This is a genomic window from Telluria sp. LT2P80, assembly GCF_059685955.1.
Map to the genome: position 1 here is coordinate 226,313 of NZ_JCASIO010000008.1, position 20,027 is coordinate 246,339.

Genomic DNA, 20,027 nt, shown 5'->3' on the forward strand with positions numbered 1-20,027 from the left:
ATCAGCTGCCTGCGCGCACCTGCGCGTTGAGCACCTTGCGCACGGCCGCTGGCAGCTCGCCGGCGGTCAGGCCGATCGGCCCCACGCCATCTTCGACCAGCGCGTCGGCCGCGGCGCCATGCAACCAGGCCGCCGCCGCTGCCGCTTCCTTGCCCGGCCAGCCTTGCGCGAGCAGGGCGCCGCAGATCCCTGCCAGCACGTCACCACTGCCCGCCGTGGCCAGCCCCGCATTGCCGGTCGGGTTGATCAGCACTGCGCCATCGGGCCCGGCGATCACGGTGCCGGACCCTTTGAGAATCACGACCGCATGCATGCGCTGTGCGAGTTCACGCGCGCTGGCCAGGCGGTCGGCCTGCAACACCGACACCGTCATGCCCAGCATTCGGGCCGCTTCCAGCGGATGCGGCGTGAGCACGGCCGGTGCGCTTCGCTGGGCCAGGCGCGCCTGCAGGTCGGGGCTGGCGCCGATGAGATTCAGCGCATCGGCGTCGAGCACCAGCGGGCAGTCGCTGTCGAGCGCCTTGGCCACCAGCCGGATCGCGTCGACCGAATCGCCCATGCCCGGCCCAAGCACCAGCGTACGGCCAAACAGATCCAGGTCGTCGGCCGCGCGGAACATGATTTCGGGCTGGCTGCTGTCGTAGCCGGGCGGCGTGTTGAGCGCCGCGACATACACGCGCCCCGCGCCGGCATACAGCGCGCCGCGCGCGGCCAGTACCGGTGCACCGGCCATGCCATGCGCGCCACCGATCACGGCGACGTCGCCAAAGCTGCCCTTGTGCGAGTTCTGGCGGCGCGCCGCGAAGTAGTGCGCGAAGGCCGGCAGCCCGTTCATGGCTGCCATCGTGGGCGTGGCTGCCGCATCCACGCCGAGCGCGTCTACACGCACGACGCCTGCATGATCGCGCCCGTCGGCCGTGTGCAGGCCCGGCTTGTCGGCGATGAACGTGATCGTGTGCGTGGCGCGCACCGCGATGCCGTCCGGGCCGATGACGGCGCCCGTGTCGGCGTCCAGGCCACTCGGCACGTCCAGCGCCAGGATCGGGCAGCGCAGACCGTCGAGGCCCGCAACGACCTCGCGGTATTCGCCGGTAAGCGCGCGCGTCAGGCCGATCCCGAACAAGCCGTCGACGACGAGCGCCCACTGGCCATCGGGCGGCAGCATGTCGAGCCAGCCGACCGTGCCGGAACGCGCGCGCTCGTAGGCCGCGGCGGTTTCGCTCGAGGCGTCGTCATTACCGTCGCCCGGCAAGTGCAGGACGGTGGCGTTGACACCGGCTTCGGCCAGGTTCGCCGCCACCTCCAGCGCATCGCCGCCATTGTTGCCGGGGCCGGCCAGCACCAGCACCGGCGCGCCACGCAGGCCATCCGGAGATGCACCCGCTGATGCGCGCAATAACTCGAGCGCATAGTCGGCGGCGGCCTTGCCGGCGCGGGTCATCAAGGTGCCCGGCGCCAGCGTGCTGCTGGCCGCGTGTTCGATGGCGCGCAGCTGCGCGACGGTGTAGAGAGGGTATGCCATGGTCGTTTGCGTGAAAGAGAATGCGACCATTGTCGTGCATTCGCGCCAACGTTGGCGCGCCGTCCGCACTACAATGGCTGCCATCATCTGGTCAGCACAGGGAGTAAGTATGGATTGGCAGTTCTGGATCGACCGTGGCGGCACATTCACCGATATCGTAGGGCGCTGCCCGGATGGGCAACTCGTCACGCACAAGCTCCTGTCCGAGCACCCCGAACAGTACCGCGACGCGGCCGTTGCCGGCATCCGTCACCTGCTGGGCGTTGCCGCGGGCGCGCCGCTGCCGGCAGCCGGCATCGAGGCGGTCAAGATGGGCACGACCGTCGCCACCAATGCGCTGCTCGAGCGCAAGGGCGAGCCGACCGTGCTGGCCATCACGCGCGGCTACCGCGACGCGCTGCGCATCGCCTACCAGAACCGGCCACGCCTGTTCGACCGCCACATCGTGCTGCCCGAGCTGCTGTACGCGCAGGTGATCGAGATCGATGAACGCGTCGGCGCACACGGCGACATCGTGCAGCCGCTCGACGAAGCGGCCACCCGCGCCAGCCTGCAGGGAGCATTCGACGCTGGCCTGCGCTCGCTGGCCATCGTCTTCATGCACGGCTACCGCTACACGGCGCATGAAGCGGCGGTGGCGCGCATCGCGCGCGCGATCGGCTTCACGCAGGTGTCGGTTTCGCACGAAGTGAGCCCGATGATGAAGCTCGTCGCGCGTGGCGACACGACGGTGGTCGACGCCTATCTGTCGCCGATCCTGCGCCGCTATGTCGACCAGGTGGCCGACGAACTGCCCGGCGTGAACCTGCAGTTCATGCAGTCCAATGGCGGCCTGACCGATGCGCGCGCGTTCCAGGGCAAGGACAGCATCCTGTCCGGCCCCGCCGGCGGCATCGTCGGCATGGTGCGCGCGAGCCGGCAGGCCGGCTTCGAGCGCGTGATCGGCTTCGACATGGGCGGCACCTCGACCGATGTATCCCATTTTGCGGGCGAATTCGAGCGCGTGTTCGAAACCCAGGTTGCCGGCGTGCGCATGCGCGCGCCGATGATGAGCATCCATACTGTCGCTGCCGGCGGCGGTTCAATCCTGCACTTCGACGGCAGCCGCTATCGCGTGGGGCCGGACAGCGCCGGCGCCAATCCCGGCCCGGCCAGCTACCGGCGCGGCGGCCCGCTCGCCGTCACCGACTGCAACGTCATGCTCGGCAAGGTGCAGCCCGATTATTTCCCGCACCTGTTCGGCCAGCGCGGCGATGAAGCATTGGACGTCGCCGCCGTGCGCCGCGGTTTCGACGCGCTGGCGGACGAGATTGGCGCCGCGACGGGTGAACGGCCCGCGCCGGAAGCGGTGGCCGAAGGTTTCATCGCAATCGCAGTAGGCAATATGGCCAACGCGATCAAGCAGATCTCGGTGCAGCGCGGCCATGACGTCACCGACTACGTGCTCACCAGTTTTGGCGGCGCCGGCGGCCAGCACGCGTGCCTCGTGGCCGATGCCCTGGGCATGCAGACGGTGTTCATCCACTCGCTGGCGGGCGTGCTGTCGGCGTATGGCATGGGGCTGGCCGACCAGAGCGCGATGCGCGAGCAGGCCGTCGAAGAGCGGCTGGTCGATGCGGTACTGCCGGCGCTGGCCGAGCGTCTCGGCGTCCTGGGTGAGGCCGCGCGCGCGCAGTTGCAGGCGCAGGGTGTCGCGCCCGCTCGCATCACGCTCGTCGAACGCGTGCACCTGCGCTACGAAGGCACCGACTCGGCGCTGGTCGTGCTTGCGGGCGACATGGCAGCGATGACGGCGCAGTTTGAACAAGCCTATAAACGCCGCTATTCGTTCCTGATGCCGGCGCGCGCGCTGATCGTCGAGGCGGTGTCGGTCGAGGCCATCGGCCAGTCCGATGCGCCGCCGGAGCAGTTGGCGGCCTCCACCGCGCAGGTCGGGGAATCGGCCCCACAGGACGCCGCGCGCATGTACAGCGCGGGCCGCTGGCACGATACCGGTGTCTATGCCCGCGGCGCGCTGCAGCCGGGACATGCGGTGCGCGGGCCGGCGATCATCGCCGAAGACAATGCGACCACGGTCGTCGAGCCGGGCTGGGAAGCGCGCGTGACGCCGTATGGCCATCTGGTGCTGCAGCGCGTGGAGGCCCTGCCCGAACGGCGCGCGATTGGCACCACGGCCGATCCGGTGATGCTCGAGATCTTCAACAACCTGTTCATGTCGATCGCCGAGCAGATGGGCCTGCGTCTGCAGAACACGGCGCACTCGGTCAACATCAAGGAACGGCTCGACTTCAGCTGCGCGATCTTCGACCAGGATGGCAACCTGGTGGCCAACGCACCGCACATGCCGGTGCACCTGGGTTCGATGGGCGAGAGCATCAAGACCGTGATGCGCGAGAACGCTGGCCGCATGCATGCAGGCGACGTGTACATCCTGAACGACCCGTACAACGGCGGCACGCACCTGCCCGACGTGACGGTGATCTCGCCCGTGTTCGACGAAGCGGGCGCCGAGATCCTGTTCTATGTCGGCTCGCGCGGCCACCACGCCGACATCGGTGGCACCACGCCCGGCTCGATGCCGCCCGACTCGAGCCACATCGAGCAGGAGGGCGTCCTGATCAATAATTTCAAGTTGATTGACGGTCAGGACGGCGTGCTGCGCGAAGACGCGGCGCGCGCGCTGCTGGTTGGTGCGCGCTACCCGGCGCGCAATCCCGACCAGAACCTGGCCGACCTGCGCGCGCAGGTGGCCGCGAACCAGAAAGGCGTCGAAGAGCTGCACAAAATGGTCGCGCACTTTGGCCTGGACGTCGTACGCGCCTACATGGGCCACGTGCAGGACAATGCCGAAGAGGCTGTGCGGCGCGTGATCTCGGCGCTCAAGGATGGCAGCTTCCACTACCAGCTCGATAACGGCGCGCACATCGACGTCGCGATTCGCGTGGACGCTGCGGCGCGCAGTGCGGAAATCGACTTCACCGGCACGTCCGGCCAGCTGCCGAACAACTTCAATGCCCCGTCGGCCGTGTGCATGGCGGCCGTGTTGTATGTGTTCCGCACGCTGGTCGACGATGAGATTCCGCTCAACGCCGGGTGTTTGAAACCGCTCAAGGTGATCATTCCGCCCGGCTCGATGCTCAATCCGCATTATCCGGCGTCGGTCGTGTCGGGCAATGTCGAAACGTCGACCTGCATCACCAATGCGCTGTATGGCGCGCTGGGCGTGATGGCGGCCGCGCAGGGCACGATGAACAACTTCACGTTCGGCAATGAGCGCTATCAGTATTACGAGACCATCTCGGGCGGCTCCGGCGCGGGCGACGGTTTCGACGGCACCGACGTGGTCCAGACCAATATGACCAACTCGCGCCTGACGGATCCCGAGATCCTGGAATTCCGCTTTCCCGTGCGACTTGAGCGTTATGAAATTCGTCCGAATTCGGGCGGGGCGGGGCGCTGGCATGGTGGGAATGGCGGCGTTCGCCGGGTGCGCTTTTTAGAGCCGATGACGGCGGCGATCCTGTCGAACAACCGGATTCACGCGCCGTTCGGCATGGCCGGTGGCGGCGAGGCAGCGCGCGGCAAAAACAGCGTCGAGCGTGCCGATGGCCGCATCGAGCAGGTGGGCCATATCGGCAAGATCGACATGGCCGCGGGCGACGTGTTCGTCATCGAGACGCCGGGCGGCGGCGGTTACGGCAAGCCCTAGGATGGGGCGGCATATTGTGGCGCGCCCGCGCGCCCTGTATGCTGCACCAGTACCGATTTTCACCACATTATTCACCCTACGAGAGAAACCATGAAACGTGTACTGACCTGCTCCGCCCTGGTGGCGGCAATGCTGCTGACGGTCACCGCCTGCAAGCGCGCCGAAGCACCGGCCACCCCTGCTGCTGCCAGCGCTGACAGCACCGCCAGCGCCACTGCGCCGGCCGTCGCCTCGCAACAGATCGACACCGTTGTCGGCACCGGCAAGGAAGCCACGGCCGGCGCGACCGCTGTCGTCAACTACACCGGCTGGCTGTACGAGCCGGTGGCGCCGCAGCAGCGCGGCAAGGAGTTCGATTCGTCGATCGGTCGCGAGCCGTTCAAGTTCCAGCTCGGCGCCGGCCAGGTCATCAAGGGATGGGATGTGGGCGTGCAGGGCATGAAAGTCGGCGGCAAGCGCACGCTGATCGTGCCGGCCGACATGGGCTATGGCGCCGGCGGCGCGGGTCCGATTCCGCCAAACGCCACGCTGGTGTTCGAGGTCGAACTGCTCGACGTCCTTTAATTCGCAGCCGGCGTCGACGCCGGTGCCTTTGCCGGTGCCGGTGCTTTCTCCAGTGCCGGTACTGTCTCCAGTGCTGGCGCCGGTGTCAACGGCGGCGCCACCGTCGTCCGGCGCGGTGGCGTTGCCACCGCATCCTGTTTGGCGCCCGGCGCTTCGCGATCCCGGATCCGGTACCACGCAAGACCCAGCAGCTCATAGGTTGCATACCACGAGCGCCGCATGCCTTCCGCGCTTGGCAGCCACGCATCGAATCCGTAGTGCGGGTTGTAGACGAACATGGTCGGCGCTTCGACCACCTCAAGGCCTTCGCGCTCGAACACATTGCGCGCGCGGTGCATGTGCATCGCATCGGTCACCAGCAAAATTCGTTTGATCCCCGCCGGGCGCAGCAGCACATTGCTGTAGATGGCATTCTCGCCCGTGTCGCGCGAACGCCGTTCGATCCACTTGACCGGCACCCCGAAATCCTCGCGCAGCGCCCTGGCCATCGCATCGGCCTTGGTGTACCCCATGTCGATTCTGGCCGGATCGACGCCACTGCCGCCATTGCCGCCCGTGACCAGAATCGGCAGGCCGGTGCGTCGCTGCAGGTGCGCGCCGTAGCGCAGGCGCGCCAGCGCGGTATGGTCGGGGATGTCGCGGTTGTCGTATTCGCCCGCGCTGCGCAACCGGCCCGCTGCCAGGACGACGATGGCCTGGGCGCCGGCGCTCTCGGGCCGCGCCAGCGGCTTGGTCATCTGCTCCAGCGGTCCGACCAGGAAGCTCGATCCCGCGTGACTCGACATGAAGGTCAGCAGGGCGAGCCCGGTACCGGCGACGATGCGCCCGGCTCTGGGCCGGAAACGCCACAGCAACAAACCCAGCGCGATGATCAGGAACAGGCTGGTGGGAGGCAGGAAGAGGTTGCGGGGAAGGGCGTTGATTAGGTCGAGCAAAATGGAAGGCGATCGGGCCGCTGTAGTAACAATGACATCGACAGTAGACCGTAACTTGTGCAGTGCGTCAAGTTTGCAGGCCTAGGCGCGATAGCCGGCGTTGAGCACGTACAGTTCGAGAGGCATGGCGACGATGGCGAGCAGCATGGGCAGCATCCACACCAGCTTCCGTGTCCGGCTCATGCGCGGCTGCTGTTGCCGGCGCGTGCGATACGCCCGATAACCGGCATACGCGCCCAGAGGCGGCAGGATGAAGATCGGGATGGCGAGCCAGAAGGTCAAGGCCGACAGCAGCGTCAGAGCGAGAGAGAGCAATGCCATGGCAGGTGGTCGTGGTGAGGTTGCAGGATCATTCGAAGCGCGGCTGCATTGCGGGGTCGGTCCTGCACGAGCGTTGCCGGCGTTCCCAAAGCGGCGGATGACTGTCCCGGGGATCCGCCACCAGCACCGCGGGCCGCAATTGCACATATCTGAGCACGGCGTCGCAGTTGCGCTGCGCGGCGGCGTGCTGGTAGAGGGCAACGGCCAGCGCCTCCTCGCCGCGCTGTTCCAGCAACAGCCCATACCGGTAGAACGCGGTCGCGTGGCGCGCTCCCATGGCGCGCTCGTACAGGAGCGCCGCTTCATCGTCAGCCTGCGGCTGCGCCCGCAGCGTATCGAGCAGGACACCGAGGGCAGTTTCGGCCCGCCCGTCGCTACGGCCCAGTGCCTTGCGGTACAGTGCTGCTGCCTCGACGTCGTCCTGCACATTGCCGAGCCCCAGCTCGTACGTGCGGCCCAGCAGGTACAACCCGGATGGGTCATCCCGCGCCGCAGCGCGCGCCAGCCAGCCGGCAGCGGTATGGCGTTCATCGTCGTTTACTGCGCTGCGCATCAGCATGGTGCCGAGTCGTATCTGGGCGTCAGGCAGGCCACCATCGGCGGCTTGCGTCAGCCAGTAAGTGGCCAGTTCGGGGTCGAGGTCGTTGCCCAGGCCATGCTGATAACTCCAGGCCAGGTTGGCCTGCGCCCAGCCATGCCCCTGTGCGGCCGCCTGCGCGTACCACCAGGTTGCCTTCTGCCGATCGCGCTGTACGCCGGCGCCGCGCAGGTACAGGACGCCCAGATTGTTCTGTGCATGCGCATTGCCGGCCCGCGCCGCCCTTTCGTACCAGAGCGCGGCTTGTGCGAGATCGGTCTTGACGTGGGTGCCGCGCTCGTACCAGGTGCCGAGCCGGTTCTGGGCCGCCGGATCGCCGCCGGTCGCCTGCGCCGTAGTGGCCACCAGCAGCGACGCGTCGGACGCCGGGAATGTGCCGGTGTATGACCATTTGAATTGCGTCTTGAGCCAGCCGCTCGGCACCTCGCCCGTGGACACCACGGCGTGATAGGTGCAACCGCGCGTGTTGTCGAGCGCAGCCTCGTCCAGGTCGGCCCGGCCCGCAGAACCGGTCACGCGCGCTTCGAGGAGATAGCCTTGTTCGTGGATGCGTAATTCGAGCGTGGTCGTGCCGCTGGCGTGCTGCGCCAGCGCGGCGGCAGGCCAGGCGGGGCGCTGGCAGGCATACAAATCGTATTTGAGTGCCGACTGCGCGTCGGCGGCGCGTGCGATGCCCGACCCGGTGATGGCAGTCGCGCCGATGGCAAGGTAGAGCAGGACGGCTTGCATGCAGGTCATGAGCACGGCGTTCAGCCGGCCGCGATCCCGTACTTGCGTCGTGCTGCCTGGTATTCCTCGGTCAGCGTGGCCAGCCTTGGATGCTGCGCATCCTGGGCACGGATGCCATCCAGCAGCCCGGCCGCGGTCTGGCCCAGTGGATGGTCCCAGCCCAGTTCGTTGATCTGGCGAAGAATGCCGCCGGCGGTGGCTGCCATCACCTGCAGGTTGTGCGGCGCCAGGTGCAGCGCTTCGCGCAGCGTCTGGACCGCGCCGCGCACGTCGCCCATATTGCGTTTTTCGTCGGCCACGCCCAGCAGGATCTGCGCCTGCGCCTTGAGCTGCTGGTCCATGTTTTCCAGCAGGTCGGCGCGGCCGGCATTCACGAAGACCGTCATTGCCTGGTCGGGCGAGACCCCGCTGCTGGCGTCATTCACCACGGTCAGCATCACGCCGGCGGCCTGCTCGTCGAGCCGGTGTGCCAGGCAGGCGCGCGCCAGTTCGAGTTTGAGGCTGGAGGACAGCGCATTGTTGGCGCGCACTGCCGACACGGCGTTCTGCAGGCCAGCCACGGCGGCGCCGCTGTTGCCGGTCTTGTCGTGCAGGAGCGCGTTGGCATAGGCGTGGCAGGCATCGTAGCCCGGGGCCGCGCGCAGCGTGCGCTCCAGGTCGCGGATCGCGCCGCTGGCCTGCAGCAGGTCGCCACGCGCCACCAGCGTCTTGACCAGGCTGACGTGGTCTTCGGGATCGCGAAACGCCGAGTAGCGCGCCTTGCCCACGACCTGGCGGAACGACGTCTCGGCCACGGCCATGTCGCCCGTGGTCAGCGCGAGCTCGCCCAGTTTGCGCAGGCGCCCCACGACGTGCGGCGAGATGGCCACCGCATCGGCCAGCACGCTCTGGGCCAGTGCCGGCTCGCCGTCCGCTTCGAGGCAGTGCGAGAGCAGGTCGTAGGCGGCCATCAAGCGCGGGTTGGCCACCAGCAGTTCTTCGAGGATCGCGCGGGCGTCATCAATCTGATCCAGCGCGAGCATCGTGCGCGCCAGGCCCAGCACCGCCCAGCCCAGCGGGCGTTGGGCCAGCACATCGCGGTAGACGGCGGCAGCTTCGGCATGTTCGCCCAGCGTCGTGTGCAGTTCGGCGCGCACGCGCGCGAGGTCGGCCGCGAAGCGCGGCTGCGCCTGGGCGCCGCTGGCGCACGCGACGATCGCCTCGCGCAGCCTGCCTTGCGCCGCCAGTTGCCAGGCGGGGAGCAGGGCGGTGCGACGATCGAGCGCGCGCTTGATGCGCGTGCTGATCAAGTCGACCGTGAACGGTTTGAGCAGGTAGTCGGTGGGGGCCAGTTCGGCAGCGCTGACGACCTTGGCGCGCTCGGCCTCGGACGTGAGCATGATGAAGATGGTCGACGGTGTGATGAGGCGATGCTGGCGCAGGTCTTCCAGCAGTTGCTGGCCGTCCTGGCCTTCGCCGGCGCCGCTGGCCAGGTCGTATTCGCACAGGATGATGTCGAACGCGCGTTGCTGCAATTGACGAATCGCCGTGTTGGCATTGACCGCGTGTTCGATCTTCGTGATGCCGGCCAGGCCCAGCATGTTTTGCAGGCTGGTGCGCATGCCCGGATTGGGATCGACCACCAGCACCGCCAGGTTCGCGTTTTCTTGCATCGTCGCTCTCGTCGCTCTTGTCTGCTCTGGCCGCGTACGCCGGACGGCGCACATCGCAAGATTGTCCACCGTTAAGATACCGGCAAGTGCCGAATCGATCAAGGAAACCAGTGCGCTGCGTGCGCGGGGTGCCAGCCGGTCGTCGATGACGGCCCGGCCAGAGGGGGGAGGCTGTATAATACCGGCCTATCTTCCACCCTAGCAGCGACGCTGCATCAACCGACTGTCCAAGCCATGTTGATTCTGCCGGGTTCCAATGCCCTGTCCGCCTTCCGTAGCCAACGCCTCCTGAGCCAACTGCAAGCTGTCGCCCCGTCGATCGCCGCCGTCCAGGGCCGTTTCTACCATTTCATCGACACCAGCGCGCCACTGTCCATCGACGATACGTCGCGCCTGTCGGCCATGCTCACCTATGGCGAGCCTGCGCCGGAAACCCTGTACGAAGGCGTTACCGAAGCATTCTTCGTCATCCCGCGCCTGGGCACCATTTCGCCGTGGGCCTCGAAAGCGACCGATATAGCCCGCAACTGCGGCATGGGCCATGTCCACCGCATCGAGCGCGGCATCGGCTACACTGTTGTGCTCAAGACTGGCATCCTTGGCAGCAGCTTCGGCGCGCCCAAGAAGCTGGCGGACGACGAGCTGCAGGCAGTGATCGGCCTGCTGCACGACCGCATGACCGATACCGTCCTGCGCAACGCCGACGACGCGCAGCACCTGTTCAATGAACTCGAGGGCAAGCAGCTCGAGAGCATCGACGTGCTGGGTCTCGGCCGCGCCGCACTGGTGCGCGCCAACACCGAACTTGGTCTGGCGATGTCGGACGACGAAGTCGATTACCTGAACGACGCGTTCACGAAAGCGCAGCGCAACCCGACCGACGTCGAGCTGATGATGTTCGCGCAGGCGAACTCGGAGCACTGCCGCCACAAGATCTTCAATGCCGACTGGGTCATCGACGGCGAGAAGCAGAGCATCTCGCTGTTCGGCATGATCAAGAACACGCACCAGCTGAACCCGCGCGGCACTGTCGTCGCCTACAGCGACAACTCGTCGATCATCGAAGGCGCGACCGTCACCCGGTTCTTCCCGCGCGATGGCGAAGAATACGGCCCGTCGACGGAGCTCGTGCACACCCTGATGAAGGTCGAGACGCACAATCATCCGACCGCGATCTCCCCATTCCCGGGCGCCTCCACCGGCGCCGGCGGCGAAATCCGCGACGAAGGCGCAACGGGCCGCGGCGCCAAGCCGAAGGCAGGCCTGGCCGGCTTCACGGTCTCGAACCTGGTAATCCCTGACGCCGTGCGGCCGTGGGAAAACGCGTCGGACGTGACGGGCCAGGTGCGCTCGGATGCGCTGTACGGCAAGCCGGAACGCATCGCCTCGCCACTGCAGATCATGATCGAGGGCCCGATCGGCGGCGCCGCATTCAGTAATGAATTCGGCCGCCCGGTCCTGGGCGGTTACTTCCGTACCTATGAACAGAACGTCGGCGCAGCCGGCGCGGTCTACGGCTATCACAAGCCGATCATGATCGCCGGCGGCATCGGCAGCATCTCGGCCGCGCACACGCACAAGGATGAGATCCCGGTCGGCAGCTTGCTGATCCAGCTGGGCGGCCCTGGCATGCGCATCGGCATGGGCGGCAGCGCCGCGTCGTCGATGGCCACCGGCACCAACACGGCCGACCTGGACTTCGACTCGGTCCAGCGCGGCAATCCGGAGATGGAACGCCGCGCACAAGAAGTGATCAACGGCTGCTGGCAGCTGGGCGCGCACAATCCGATCATCTCGATCCACGACGTGGGCGCGGGCGGCCTGTCGAATGCGTTCCCGGAAATCGTCAACGACGCCAAGCGCGGCGCGATCTTCAATCTGCGCAAGGTGCCGCTCGAAGAAAGCGGCCTGGCGCCGAAAGAAATCTGGTCCAACGAATCGCAGGAACGCTACGTGCTGGCGATCGCGCCCGAGAGCCTGGCGAAGTTCGCCGCGCTGTGCGAGCGCGAGCGTTGCCCGTTTGCCGTCGTCGGCACCGCGACCGAAGAGCGTCAGCTGCGCTTGCTCGACGACGAGCAGGCCGGTGGCCCGAATGCGTCGCCCGTTGACATGCCGATGGACGTCCTGCTCGGCAAACCGCCGAAGATGACGCGCGACGTGCAGCACGTGCAGAACACGTTCCCGCCAATCGACCTGACGGGCATCGAGCTGGTGGAAGCGGCGCGCCGCGTGCTGCAGAATCCAACCGTGGGCGACAAATCGTTCCTGATCACGATCGGCGACCGCACGGTTGGCGGCATGACGGTGCGCGACCAGATGGTCGGACCGTGGCAGGTGCCGGTGGCCGATTGCGCCGTCACGGCAATGGCCTACGACGGCTTCCTCGGCGAAGCGATGGCGATGGGCGAGCGTACGCCGCTGGCCGTCATTGACGCTGCCGCATCGGGCCGGATGGCCGTGGCCGAGTCGATCATGAACATCGCGGCCGCCGCGATCGACGACATCTCGGACATCAAGCTGTCGGCCAACTGGATGGCGGCCTGCGGCCAGCCGGGCCAGGACGCCGCACTGTTCGACACCGTCAAAGCGGTCGGCATGGAACTGTGCCCGGCGCTGGGTGTGTCGATCCCGGTCGGCAAGGATTCGCTGTCGATGCGCACGACGTGGAACGACGACGGCGCCGCCAAGGCCGTGATCTCGCCGGTATCGCTGATCGTTTCGGCATTCGCACCCGTGGCCGATATCCGCCGCTCGCTGACGCCGCAACTGCGTACCGATGCCGGCGAGACGGCGCTGATCCTGGTCGATCTGGGCCGTGGCAAGAATCGCCTGGGCGCCTCGATCCTGGCGCAAGTCACGCAGCAGTTGGGTGACTCGGTGCCGGACGTCGATTCGCCGGACGACCTGAAAGCGCTGTTCGGCGCGATCCAGGCATTGAACAAGGACGGCAAGCTGCTTGCTTACCACGACCGCTCGGATGGCGGCCTGTTCGCGACGCTGGCCGAGATGGCCTTTGCCGGTCGCACCGGCGTGTCGGTCAACCTCGACATCCTGACGATGGAGAGCGAGCACGCGGCTGACTGGGGCGACGCCAAGAACTGGACCGGCCAGGTGGCCGAGCGCCGCAACGAAATGACGCTGCGCGCGCTGTTCAGTGAAGAACTGGGCGCTGTATTCCAGGTGCGCATGGGCGACAAGACGGCCGTCATGAACGTGCTGCGCGAAGCCGGTCTCGGTGCGTGCAGCCACATCATCGGCAAACTGAACGACCGTGGCGCGATCGAATTCACGCGCGACGCGAAAGTCATCTACAACGAAAAACGCAGCAGCCTGCACCGCCTGTGGAGCGAGACCAGCTGGCGCATCGCGCGCCTGCGCGACAATCCGGCGTGCGCGGACGCCGAATACGATCGCCTGCTGGACGAGCACGATATCGGCATGACGCCAAAGATCAGCTTCAACCTGGACGAGGATGTTGCTGCGCCGTTCATCGCGACCGGCAAGCGTCCGCGCGTGGCAATCCTGCGCGAGCAGGGCGTCAACTCGCACATCGAGACGGCCTGGGTCATGCACCAGGCGGGCTTCGCGGCCGTCGACGTGCACATGAGCGACCTGATTGCCGGCCGCGCCAAGCTGGACGATTTCCATGGCGTGATCGCCGTGGGCGGCTTCTCGTACGGCGACGTGCTGGGTGCCGGCGAAGGCTGGGCCAAGACCATCCTGTTCAATCCGCAGCTGTCGGACCAGTTCGCCCGCTTCTTCGCGCGCCAGGACACCTTCGGCCTGGGCGTCTGCAACGGCTGCCAGATGATGAGCAACCTGAAGTCGATCATCCCGGGTGCGCAGGCATGGCCGAAGTTCACCCGTAACAAGTCGGAGCAATTCGAAGCGCGCTTCGGCATGGTTGAAGTGCTGGACTCACCATCGATCTTCTTCCAGGGCATGGCCGGCACCCACGCGCCGATCGCCATCGCGCACGGCGAAGGCTTCGCCGACTTCTCGCTGACGGGCGACTACGACGCATCGATCAAGGCGATGCGCTTCGTCGACAACCGCGGCCAGGCCACCGAAACGTACCCGTTCAACCCGAACGGCTCGCCGGGTGGACTGACGTCGGTGACAACGGCCGATGGCCGCTTCACGGTCCTGATGCCACACGCCGAGCGCGTCTTCCGCGCCTCGGTGCATTCGTGGGCACCGGAATCCTGGGGCGACGAATCGCCGTGGATGCGAATGTTCCGCAACGCACGCAAGTGGGTCGGCTGATCGGCTGACTGAAATGAAAAACGCCTCCTTCGAGGCGTTTTTTTTTGCGCCGTAGCACAGCCGGCACAGCCGGGGTCAGGTCTGACATTCGGACACGACCTCAGCTTTAGCCACTTCTCAGCCGGGGGCACAGCCGGGGTCAGGTCTGACATTCGGACACGACCTCAGCTTTAGCCACTTCTCAGCCGGGGTCAGGTCTGACATTCGGACACGACCTCAGCTTTAGCCACTTCTCAGCCGGGGTCAGGTCTGACATTCGGACACGACCTCAGCTTTAGCCACTTCCAATGATGGCTTGTTCAGAGTCAGCATGGATGATGCCAGCGAAGCCGGACCGGTTGACTGTCGAGTTCGTGTCCAATTGTCAGACCTGACCCCCAGCTTTTGACCCCCAGCTTTGGTAAGTTAAATGTCGAGGTCGTGTCCGAATGTCAGACCTGACCCCGGCTTTTGAGGCTCTTGAAGTGAGTTTGGACGCGTGGGTGGCGTCGTCGCTCATCTTATGAGGCGTTGAGCACGAAGATGACGTCGTCGTTGCTTGACGGCGCAGGGCGCCAACCCAGTCGCGTGTAGAACTGCGCGGCTCTGGTGCGTGCGCCGGTGCTCAGTGTCACGCGTCTGAACCCCAGCGAGAACAGCCACCCGGATGCCGTTGCCAGCAATTCCTTGCCCAGCCCTTGTCCCTCGAAACGCGGATCGACGAACAGGGCCCAGATTGACCCGTCGATCTTGTTGGCGTAGCTGAATGCGACGATCTCGTCATCGACCAGCGCCACCCAGCCGCGACCATGCTTTTCCAGAAAATCGGCATACATCTGCGGCGTGATTCGCGTGGGGTCGCGCAAGACGTTCTCGGTCACCGCCAGGCGGATGCGGGTCATGTGCGGTATATCGTTGTACGCCGCTTCACGAAATACGGGATGCATAAACGCCAGCCTCCAAATAAAAAGAGCGCACCCTTGGGTGCGCTCTTTGCGGTCCAGCCAGGCAGCGAATTACTGCACTTTGGCTTTCTTGACCAGGGTCTCGCGATAGGCTGCCAGCTGACGCTGCTGCAGACCTTCGGTGACTTGCTGCTTGACTTCTTCCAGCGCCGGCACTTTGGCTGCGCGCACGTCTTCAAGCTTGATGACGTGGAAACCGAACTGCGATTTCACAGGCGTTTCGGTGATGGCGCCTTTTTGCAGGGCGACCATGGCCTTCGAGAACTCAGGCACGTAGGTGGCCGCGCTGGCCCAGCCCAGATCGCCGCCGTTCTGTGCGCTGCCGTCTTTCGACTGCTTGGCCAGTTCGTCGAACTTGCCGCCGGCTTTCAGCTTGGCGATGATGCCCTTGGCATCGGCTTCCGAGTCGACCAGGATGTGACGTGCGTGGTATTCCTTGTCGCCGATCAGCGCTTTCTGCTTGTCGTACTCGGCTTTGACGTCGGCATCCTTGACCGGGTTCTTCTTGACGTAGTCCGCCAGCATCGCGTTGATGATGATGCTTTGACGGGCGTTGTCGATGGCCGACTTGACGTCGGCGCGGGCGCCGATGTTCTGCTTGTCGGCTTCCTGGATCAATACTTCACGGCTGATCAGGTCTTTCTTGATCGCTTCGCGCAGGTCAGGGGAGTCCGCAGCGCGGCCCTGGGCCACGACCTGCTTGACCAGCTGGTCGACCCGAGCTTGCGGGATTGCCTTGCCATTGACGGTAGCGGCGTTCTGCGCGAGGGCAGGCACGGCAACGACTGCAATCATGGCGAACAACAGGCTGGCTGGCTTCAAAATCATCGTTGAGATCCTATATAAACTCGAAAAGTATCGCCGCAGGCGACGAATGCCGGCGTGCAGTGTGCGCGCCGGCGACAATACATCTTACTGCACCTTTGCCTTCTTGACCATTTGCTCCTGGAAGTCACGCAGCTTCTCTTGCGCGAGCGTCTCGGAGATCTGTGGCTTGACCTGCTCCATCGGTGGCAGCTTGGTCGCGCGGGTGTCGTCCAGCTTGATCACGTGGAAACCGGCATTGGTCTTGACCGGCACGTCGGTGATCGCGCCCTTGGCGAGCTTGGTGAAGCCGGCCGCGAATTCTGGCGGCATCGTGTTCGGGGTGACCCAGTCCAGATCGCCGCCGGTGTTGGCAGTGCCGGTGTCTTTCGAGGTCTTGGCGACGTCTTCGAACTTGGCGCCGCCCTTGATCTTGGCAATCGCTGCCTTGGCCTCGGCTTCGGTCGTCATCAGGATGTGGCGGACGTGGTATTCCTTGTCGCCCGTTTCTGCCTTGACCTTGTCGTAGGCGGCCTTGATCTCGGCATCGGTCACCGGGTTCTTGGCGATGTAGTCGCGGGCCAGTGCATTGACGACGATCGACTGGCGGGCGCTGTCCATCGCTTCGCGCACTTCAGGCTTCTTGTCCCAGCCTTGCTTGACAGCCTCTTGCATCAGCACTTCGCGGGCGATCAGGTCATTCTTGACGGCTTCGCGCAGCTCTGGCGAATCCTTGCCCTGGTTCTGGGCAACGACCTGCTTGACGACGGCGTCGGCGCGTGCCGAAGGAATCGCCTTGCCGTTGACCACTGCGATGTTCTGGGCAAAGGCCGGGACCGATGCGATGGCAACGAGGGCTAACAGCAGGCGAGCGGGCTTAAAGGTCATGTGTATTCCTGTGACGGGTTTTAACTGGACAAGAGAAGTTCAGGTGGTGTACTTATCTGTTCGATTGTCGGGCAAATTTCTTAAAACTGCCTGAAAACCCGCTTTCAGGTCAGCTCGGAAGGCGCGATGGCATTGATGGCCAGAGCGTGGATTTCCGCCTTGTTGATCATATCGTGCACGGCATCATACACAAGACGATGGCGCATGACCAGCTTGAGGCCTTCGAAGCGCGACGACACGATTTTGACGGAATAATGGCTGCCGCCGGAGGCCGCGCCAGCGTGGCCCGCGTGCAGGTGCGAGTCGTCGCTGATCTCGAGCAGGGTAGGGGCCAGCTCGGCTTCGAGCTGGGCGCGCATGCGTGGTTCGCGATCGCTTTTGTCTGTCAGAGTGGTCATGCGTCTTCCTCCTTGATGTATTTGTAGAGCATCATCGTTTGAATCATGATGAAGGCAAAGAAAATGGCGGTAAAGCCGAACAGCTTGAAGCTGACCCAGGCGCCGGTATCGTTATGGAAGACCACGAACGCCATCAGCAGGTTCAGCAAACCCATCGCGACGAAGAACGCCATCCAGATGTAGCCAATGCGGTTCCAGAACGGCTCGGGCAGTTTCATGTTCGGCTCCATCACCGAGCGGATCAGGTTCTTGCGATAAAACACTTGCGCGATGAACAGACCCAGTGCGAATGCCCAGTACAGGATCGTCGGCTTCCACTTGATGAACAGGTCGTCGTGGAAATAGATCGTGGCGCCGCCCGCGACGAGGATCACGCCCAGCGTCAGCCACATCGCATTGTCGACCTTGCGCCCGCGCGCCAGCAGGTAACCGACCTGGCACACGGTGGCGATGATGGCCACGGCAGTGGCCAGCAGGATCGCCGACTGTGACGGCGGCACGCCGCCGCCGGCAATCAGGGGGCCGAGATACTCGACGGCCATGCGATGCGCCCAGGCCTGGTTGCTGTCGCCATACTTATAGACGCCAAAGAACAGCAGGACCGGGAAAAAGTCGAACAGGAATTTCATCGCGCAATCACTCTCAGGCCGGGTCGAACCGCATCGAGGCGGAGTTGATGCAATAGCGCAGGCCGGTTGGCGGCGGACCGTCCGGGAACACGTGGCCCAGGTGCGCGTCGCAGACGCCGCAAATGACTTCGGTGCGCACCATGCCGTGGGTACGGTCGGTTTTCTCGATCACATTGGCCGGATCGAGTGCACGGAAGTAGCTTGGCCAGCCGCAGCCCGAGTCGAACTTGGTGTCCGATTCGAACAGTGGCGTATTGCAGCAGACGCAGCTGTAAATGCCATGCTCGTGGTGGTCCCAGAACTTGCCCGTAAAGGCGCGTTCGGTGGCCGCATGGCGCGTGACTTCGTATTCCATTGGATCGAGCTGGTTACGCCACTCGGCGTCGGTCTTGGTGACTTTGTCGGTCATGATGTGGTTTCCTCGTGTCTCGTTGGTGTGTTTATGAAGAGCAGCTCACTTCGAGATGCGCGGCCCAATCGGGCGGCAGCTCGGCGTAGGCAGCATTGTCGGGTTGTTCGTCGAACGGGCGCTCGAGCACGGCCAGCAGCTTGTGCACGCCGCTGAAATCGCCGTTCTGGGCCTGTTCGATGGCCGTCTGGGCCAGGTAGTTGCGCAGGATGTACTTGGGATTGACCAGATTCATCGCAGCGCGCCGGGTAGCGTCCACGCTGTGTTCGCTGCGCAGGCGGGTGCGGTAGATCGTGGCCCAGGCGTCGAATGAAGCGCGGTCGATGAACAGGTCGCGCAGCGGTTCATCCTGCCCGGGCGCGTCCACCTGCAGGTCGCCTAGCAGTCGGAAGAACAGCGTGAAGTCGGCGTGGTTCGCCTGCAGCAGCTCGATCGTGTCTTCGAACAGCTTGGCGTCGCCGTCCTGGCTGTCTTGCAGGCCCAGCTTGCCGTGCATCAGGATATCCATCTGACGGCCGAATTCGGGCCGATAGACGGCGAGGGCTTCTTCGGCCACCTCGGGTTCGCCGATCAGCGGCAGCAGGGCATTGCCCAGCGCATAGCAATTCCAGTGGCCGACCGGCACCTGGTTGGCATACGAATAGCGCCCGCCCTGGTCCGTGTGATTGCAGATGTGGCGCGCGTCGAACGCTTCCATGAAGCCGAACGGGCCATAGTCGAGCGTCAGGCCCAGGATCGACATATTGTCGGTATTCATGACGCCATGCATGAAGCCTACAGCCTGCCAGTGCGCAATCATGCGCGCGGTGCGGCGCGTGACTTCGGCCAGCAGCGCCGCGTAGGGATTGGCTTCACCCGCGAGTTCGGGATAGAACTGCCCGATGACGTAGTCGGCGAGCACGCGCAGCTCGTCCTGGCGGTCATGCGATGCCCAGTGCTCGAAGGAACCGAAGCGAACAAACGTCGGCGCCATGCGCGCCACGACGGCAGCCGTCTCGAGCGTTTCGCGGGCGATGCCTTGCGGCGAGCCGGTCAGGGACAGCGCGCGCGTGGTCGGGATACCCAGCGCCGCCATCGCCTCGGAACACAAAAACTCGCGGATCGACGAGCGCAGCACGGCGCGGCCGTCGCCCATGCGGGAATACGGCGTGCGCCCTGCGCCCTTGAGCTGGATTTCCATCGGGCCTGTCGGGGTAGCGATGTCGCCCAGCGTGATCGCACGCCCGTCGCCCAACTGGCCGGCCCAGACACCGAACTGGTGGCCGGAATACACGGCGGCAAGCGGTTGCGAACGCGGCGCCACCTTGTTGCCGGTGAACACCTCGACAAAATCAGGGCGCGCGAGATCCTCGACGGTCAGCCCGATCAGGGCGGCCGCAGGTTGGCTGGCCGCGATGAAATGCGGCGCAGGCAATGGCGTGGGCATCAGGCGCGTGTAAAACGCTGGCGGCAATTCGGCGAAAGAATTGTTCAGTGCAAGTTCATCGGCAGTGATGGCAGTCCTCGTTGGCGTGGTCGGCAATGAAACGATTTTACCCGACCGCGATATTACGCGTGATCGGGCACGCCGGTTCGCGCGCGTTACACCCTGTAACGACGCCGGCCGGGCAGCACCTGAGCGATGCGGCGCTGCATCATCGAATTGCATTGACGCCGCGC

Annotated in this window: 15 protein-coding genes; 3 read left to right on the forward strand and 12 right to left on the reverse strand. The window is 65.2% G+C overall.

The window, feature by feature from the left end; translation table 11 throughout:
- Position 1 precedes the first annotated feature (1 nt).
- A complete protein-coding gene (locus AC56LW_RS19890) occupies positions 2-1,522 on the reverse strand; it encodes an NAD(P)H-hydrate dehydratase (RefSeq protein WP_499637021.1) in 1,521 nt (506 codons plus the stop codon).
- 109 nt (positions 1,523-1,631) lie between these two features.
- On the opposite strand from AC56LW_RS19890, the gene AC56LW_RS19895 reads away from it, so the two are divergent.
- Positions 1,632-5,231 carry a hydantoinase B/oxoprolinase family protein gene (locus AC56LW_RS19895; protein ID WP_499637023.1) on the forward strand — a complete coding sequence of 1,200 codons (3,600 nt, stop codon included), beginning with the start codon at positions 1,632-1,634 and terminating at the stop codon, positions 5,229-5,231.
- Between the two features lie 90 nt (positions 5,232-5,321).
- On the forward strand, positions 5,322-5,795 hold the full coding sequence (locus AC56LW_RS19900; protein ID WP_499637025.1) for an FKBP-type peptidyl-prolyl cis-trans isomerase: 474 nt from the start codon (positions 5,322-5,324) through the stop codon (positions 5,793-5,795).
- On the opposite strand, the gene AC56LW_RS19905 is transcribed toward AC56LW_RS19900, so the two are convergent.
- From AC56LW_RS19905 to AC56LW_RS19920, 4 genes are all read right to left on the reverse strand, one after another.
- A complete protein-coding gene (locus AC56LW_RS19905) occupies positions 5,792-6,730 on the reverse strand; it encodes a YdcF family protein (RefSeq protein WP_499637027.1) in 939 nt (312 codons plus the stop codon). The two genes, AC56LW_RS19900 and AC56LW_RS19905, sit on opposite strands and share 4 nt — an antisense overlap.
- A gap of 81 nt (positions 6,731-6,811) precedes the next feature.
- A complete protein-coding gene (locus AC56LW_RS19910) occupies positions 6,812-7,051 on the reverse strand; it encodes a hypothetical protein (protein WP_499637029.1) in 240 nt (79 codons plus the stop codon).
- 28 nt (positions 7,052-7,079) lie between these two features.
- The gene (locus AC56LW_RS19915) at positions 7,080-8,387 is read right to left on the reverse strand and encodes a TonB family protein (RefSeq protein WP_499637031.1); all 1,308 of its coding nucleotides are present in this window, start codon (positions 8,385-8,387) and stop codon (positions 7,080-7,082) included.
- An 11-nt stretch (positions 8,388-8,398) separates the two neighbouring features.
- The gene (locus AC56LW_RS19920) at positions 8,399-10,030 is read right to left on the reverse strand and encodes a response regulator (RefSeq protein WP_499637033.1); all 1,632 of its coding nucleotides are present in this window, start codon (positions 10,028-10,030) and stop codon (positions 8,399-8,401) included.
- Between the two features lie 234 nt (positions 10,031-10,264).
- On the opposite strand from AC56LW_RS19920, the gene purL reads away from it, so the two are divergent.
- Positions 10,265-14,296: a phosphoribosylformylglycinamidine synthase gene (gene purL, locus AC56LW_RS19925; RefSeq protein ID WP_499637035.1), complete on the forward strand. Its 4,032-nt coding sequence runs from the start codon at positions 10,265-10,267 to the stop codon at positions 14,294-14,296.
- A 500-nt stretch (positions 14,297-14,796) separates the two neighbouring features.
- On the opposite strand, the gene AC56LW_RS19930 is transcribed toward purL, so the two are convergent.
- From AC56LW_RS19930 to AC56LW_RS19960, 7 genes are all read right to left on the reverse strand, one after another.
- Positions 14,797-15,177, reverse strand: a complete 381-nt coding sequence (locus AC56LW_RS19930) for a GNAT family N-acetyltransferase (protein WP_499637037.1) — start codon at positions 15,175-15,177, stop codon at positions 14,797-14,799.
- A 114-nt stretch (positions 15,178-15,291) separates the two neighbouring features.
- A complete protein-coding gene (locus AC56LW_RS19935; RefSeq protein WP_258834112.1) occupies positions 15,292-16,068 on the reverse strand; it encodes a peptidylprolyl isomerase in 777 nt (258 codons plus the stop codon).
- 84 nt (positions 16,069-16,152) lie between these two features.
- Complete coding sequence (locus AC56LW_RS19940) at positions 16,153-16,932, reverse strand: peptidylprolyl isomerase (protein WP_499637039.1); 780 nt, start codon at positions 16,930-16,932, stop codon at positions 16,153-16,155.
- Positions 16,933-17,036: 104 nt separating this feature from the next.
- Positions 17,037-17,330 (reverse strand): BolA family protein, encoded by a 294-nt coding sequence (locus AC56LW_RS19945; protein ID WP_499637041.1) that lies wholly within the window; start codon positions 17,328-17,330, stop codon positions 17,037-17,039.
- On the reverse strand, positions 17,327-17,959 hold the full coding sequence (locus AC56LW_RS19950) for a septation protein A (RefSeq protein ID WP_332532150.1): 633 nt from the start codon (positions 17,957-17,959) through the stop codon (positions 17,327-17,329). The genes AC56LW_RS19945 and AC56LW_RS19950 overlap by 4 nt, the downstream gene beginning before the upstream one ends.
- 13 nt (positions 17,960-17,972) lie before the next feature.
- Positions 17,973-18,368, reverse strand: a complete 396-nt coding sequence (gene msrB / locus AC56LW_RS19955) for a peptide-methionine (R)-S-oxide reductase MsrB (protein WP_183552199.1) — start codon at positions 18,366-18,368, stop codon at positions 17,973-17,975.
- 31 nt (positions 18,369-18,399) lie between these two features.
- Positions 18,400-20,016 carry a protein adenylyltransferase SelO gene (locus AC56LW_RS19960; RefSeq protein ID WP_499637043.1) on the reverse strand — a complete coding sequence of 539 codons (1,617 nt, stop codon included), beginning with the start codon at positions 20,014-20,016 and terminating at the stop codon, positions 18,400-18,402.
- Between the last annotated feature and the right edge of the window lie 11 nt (positions 20,017-20,027).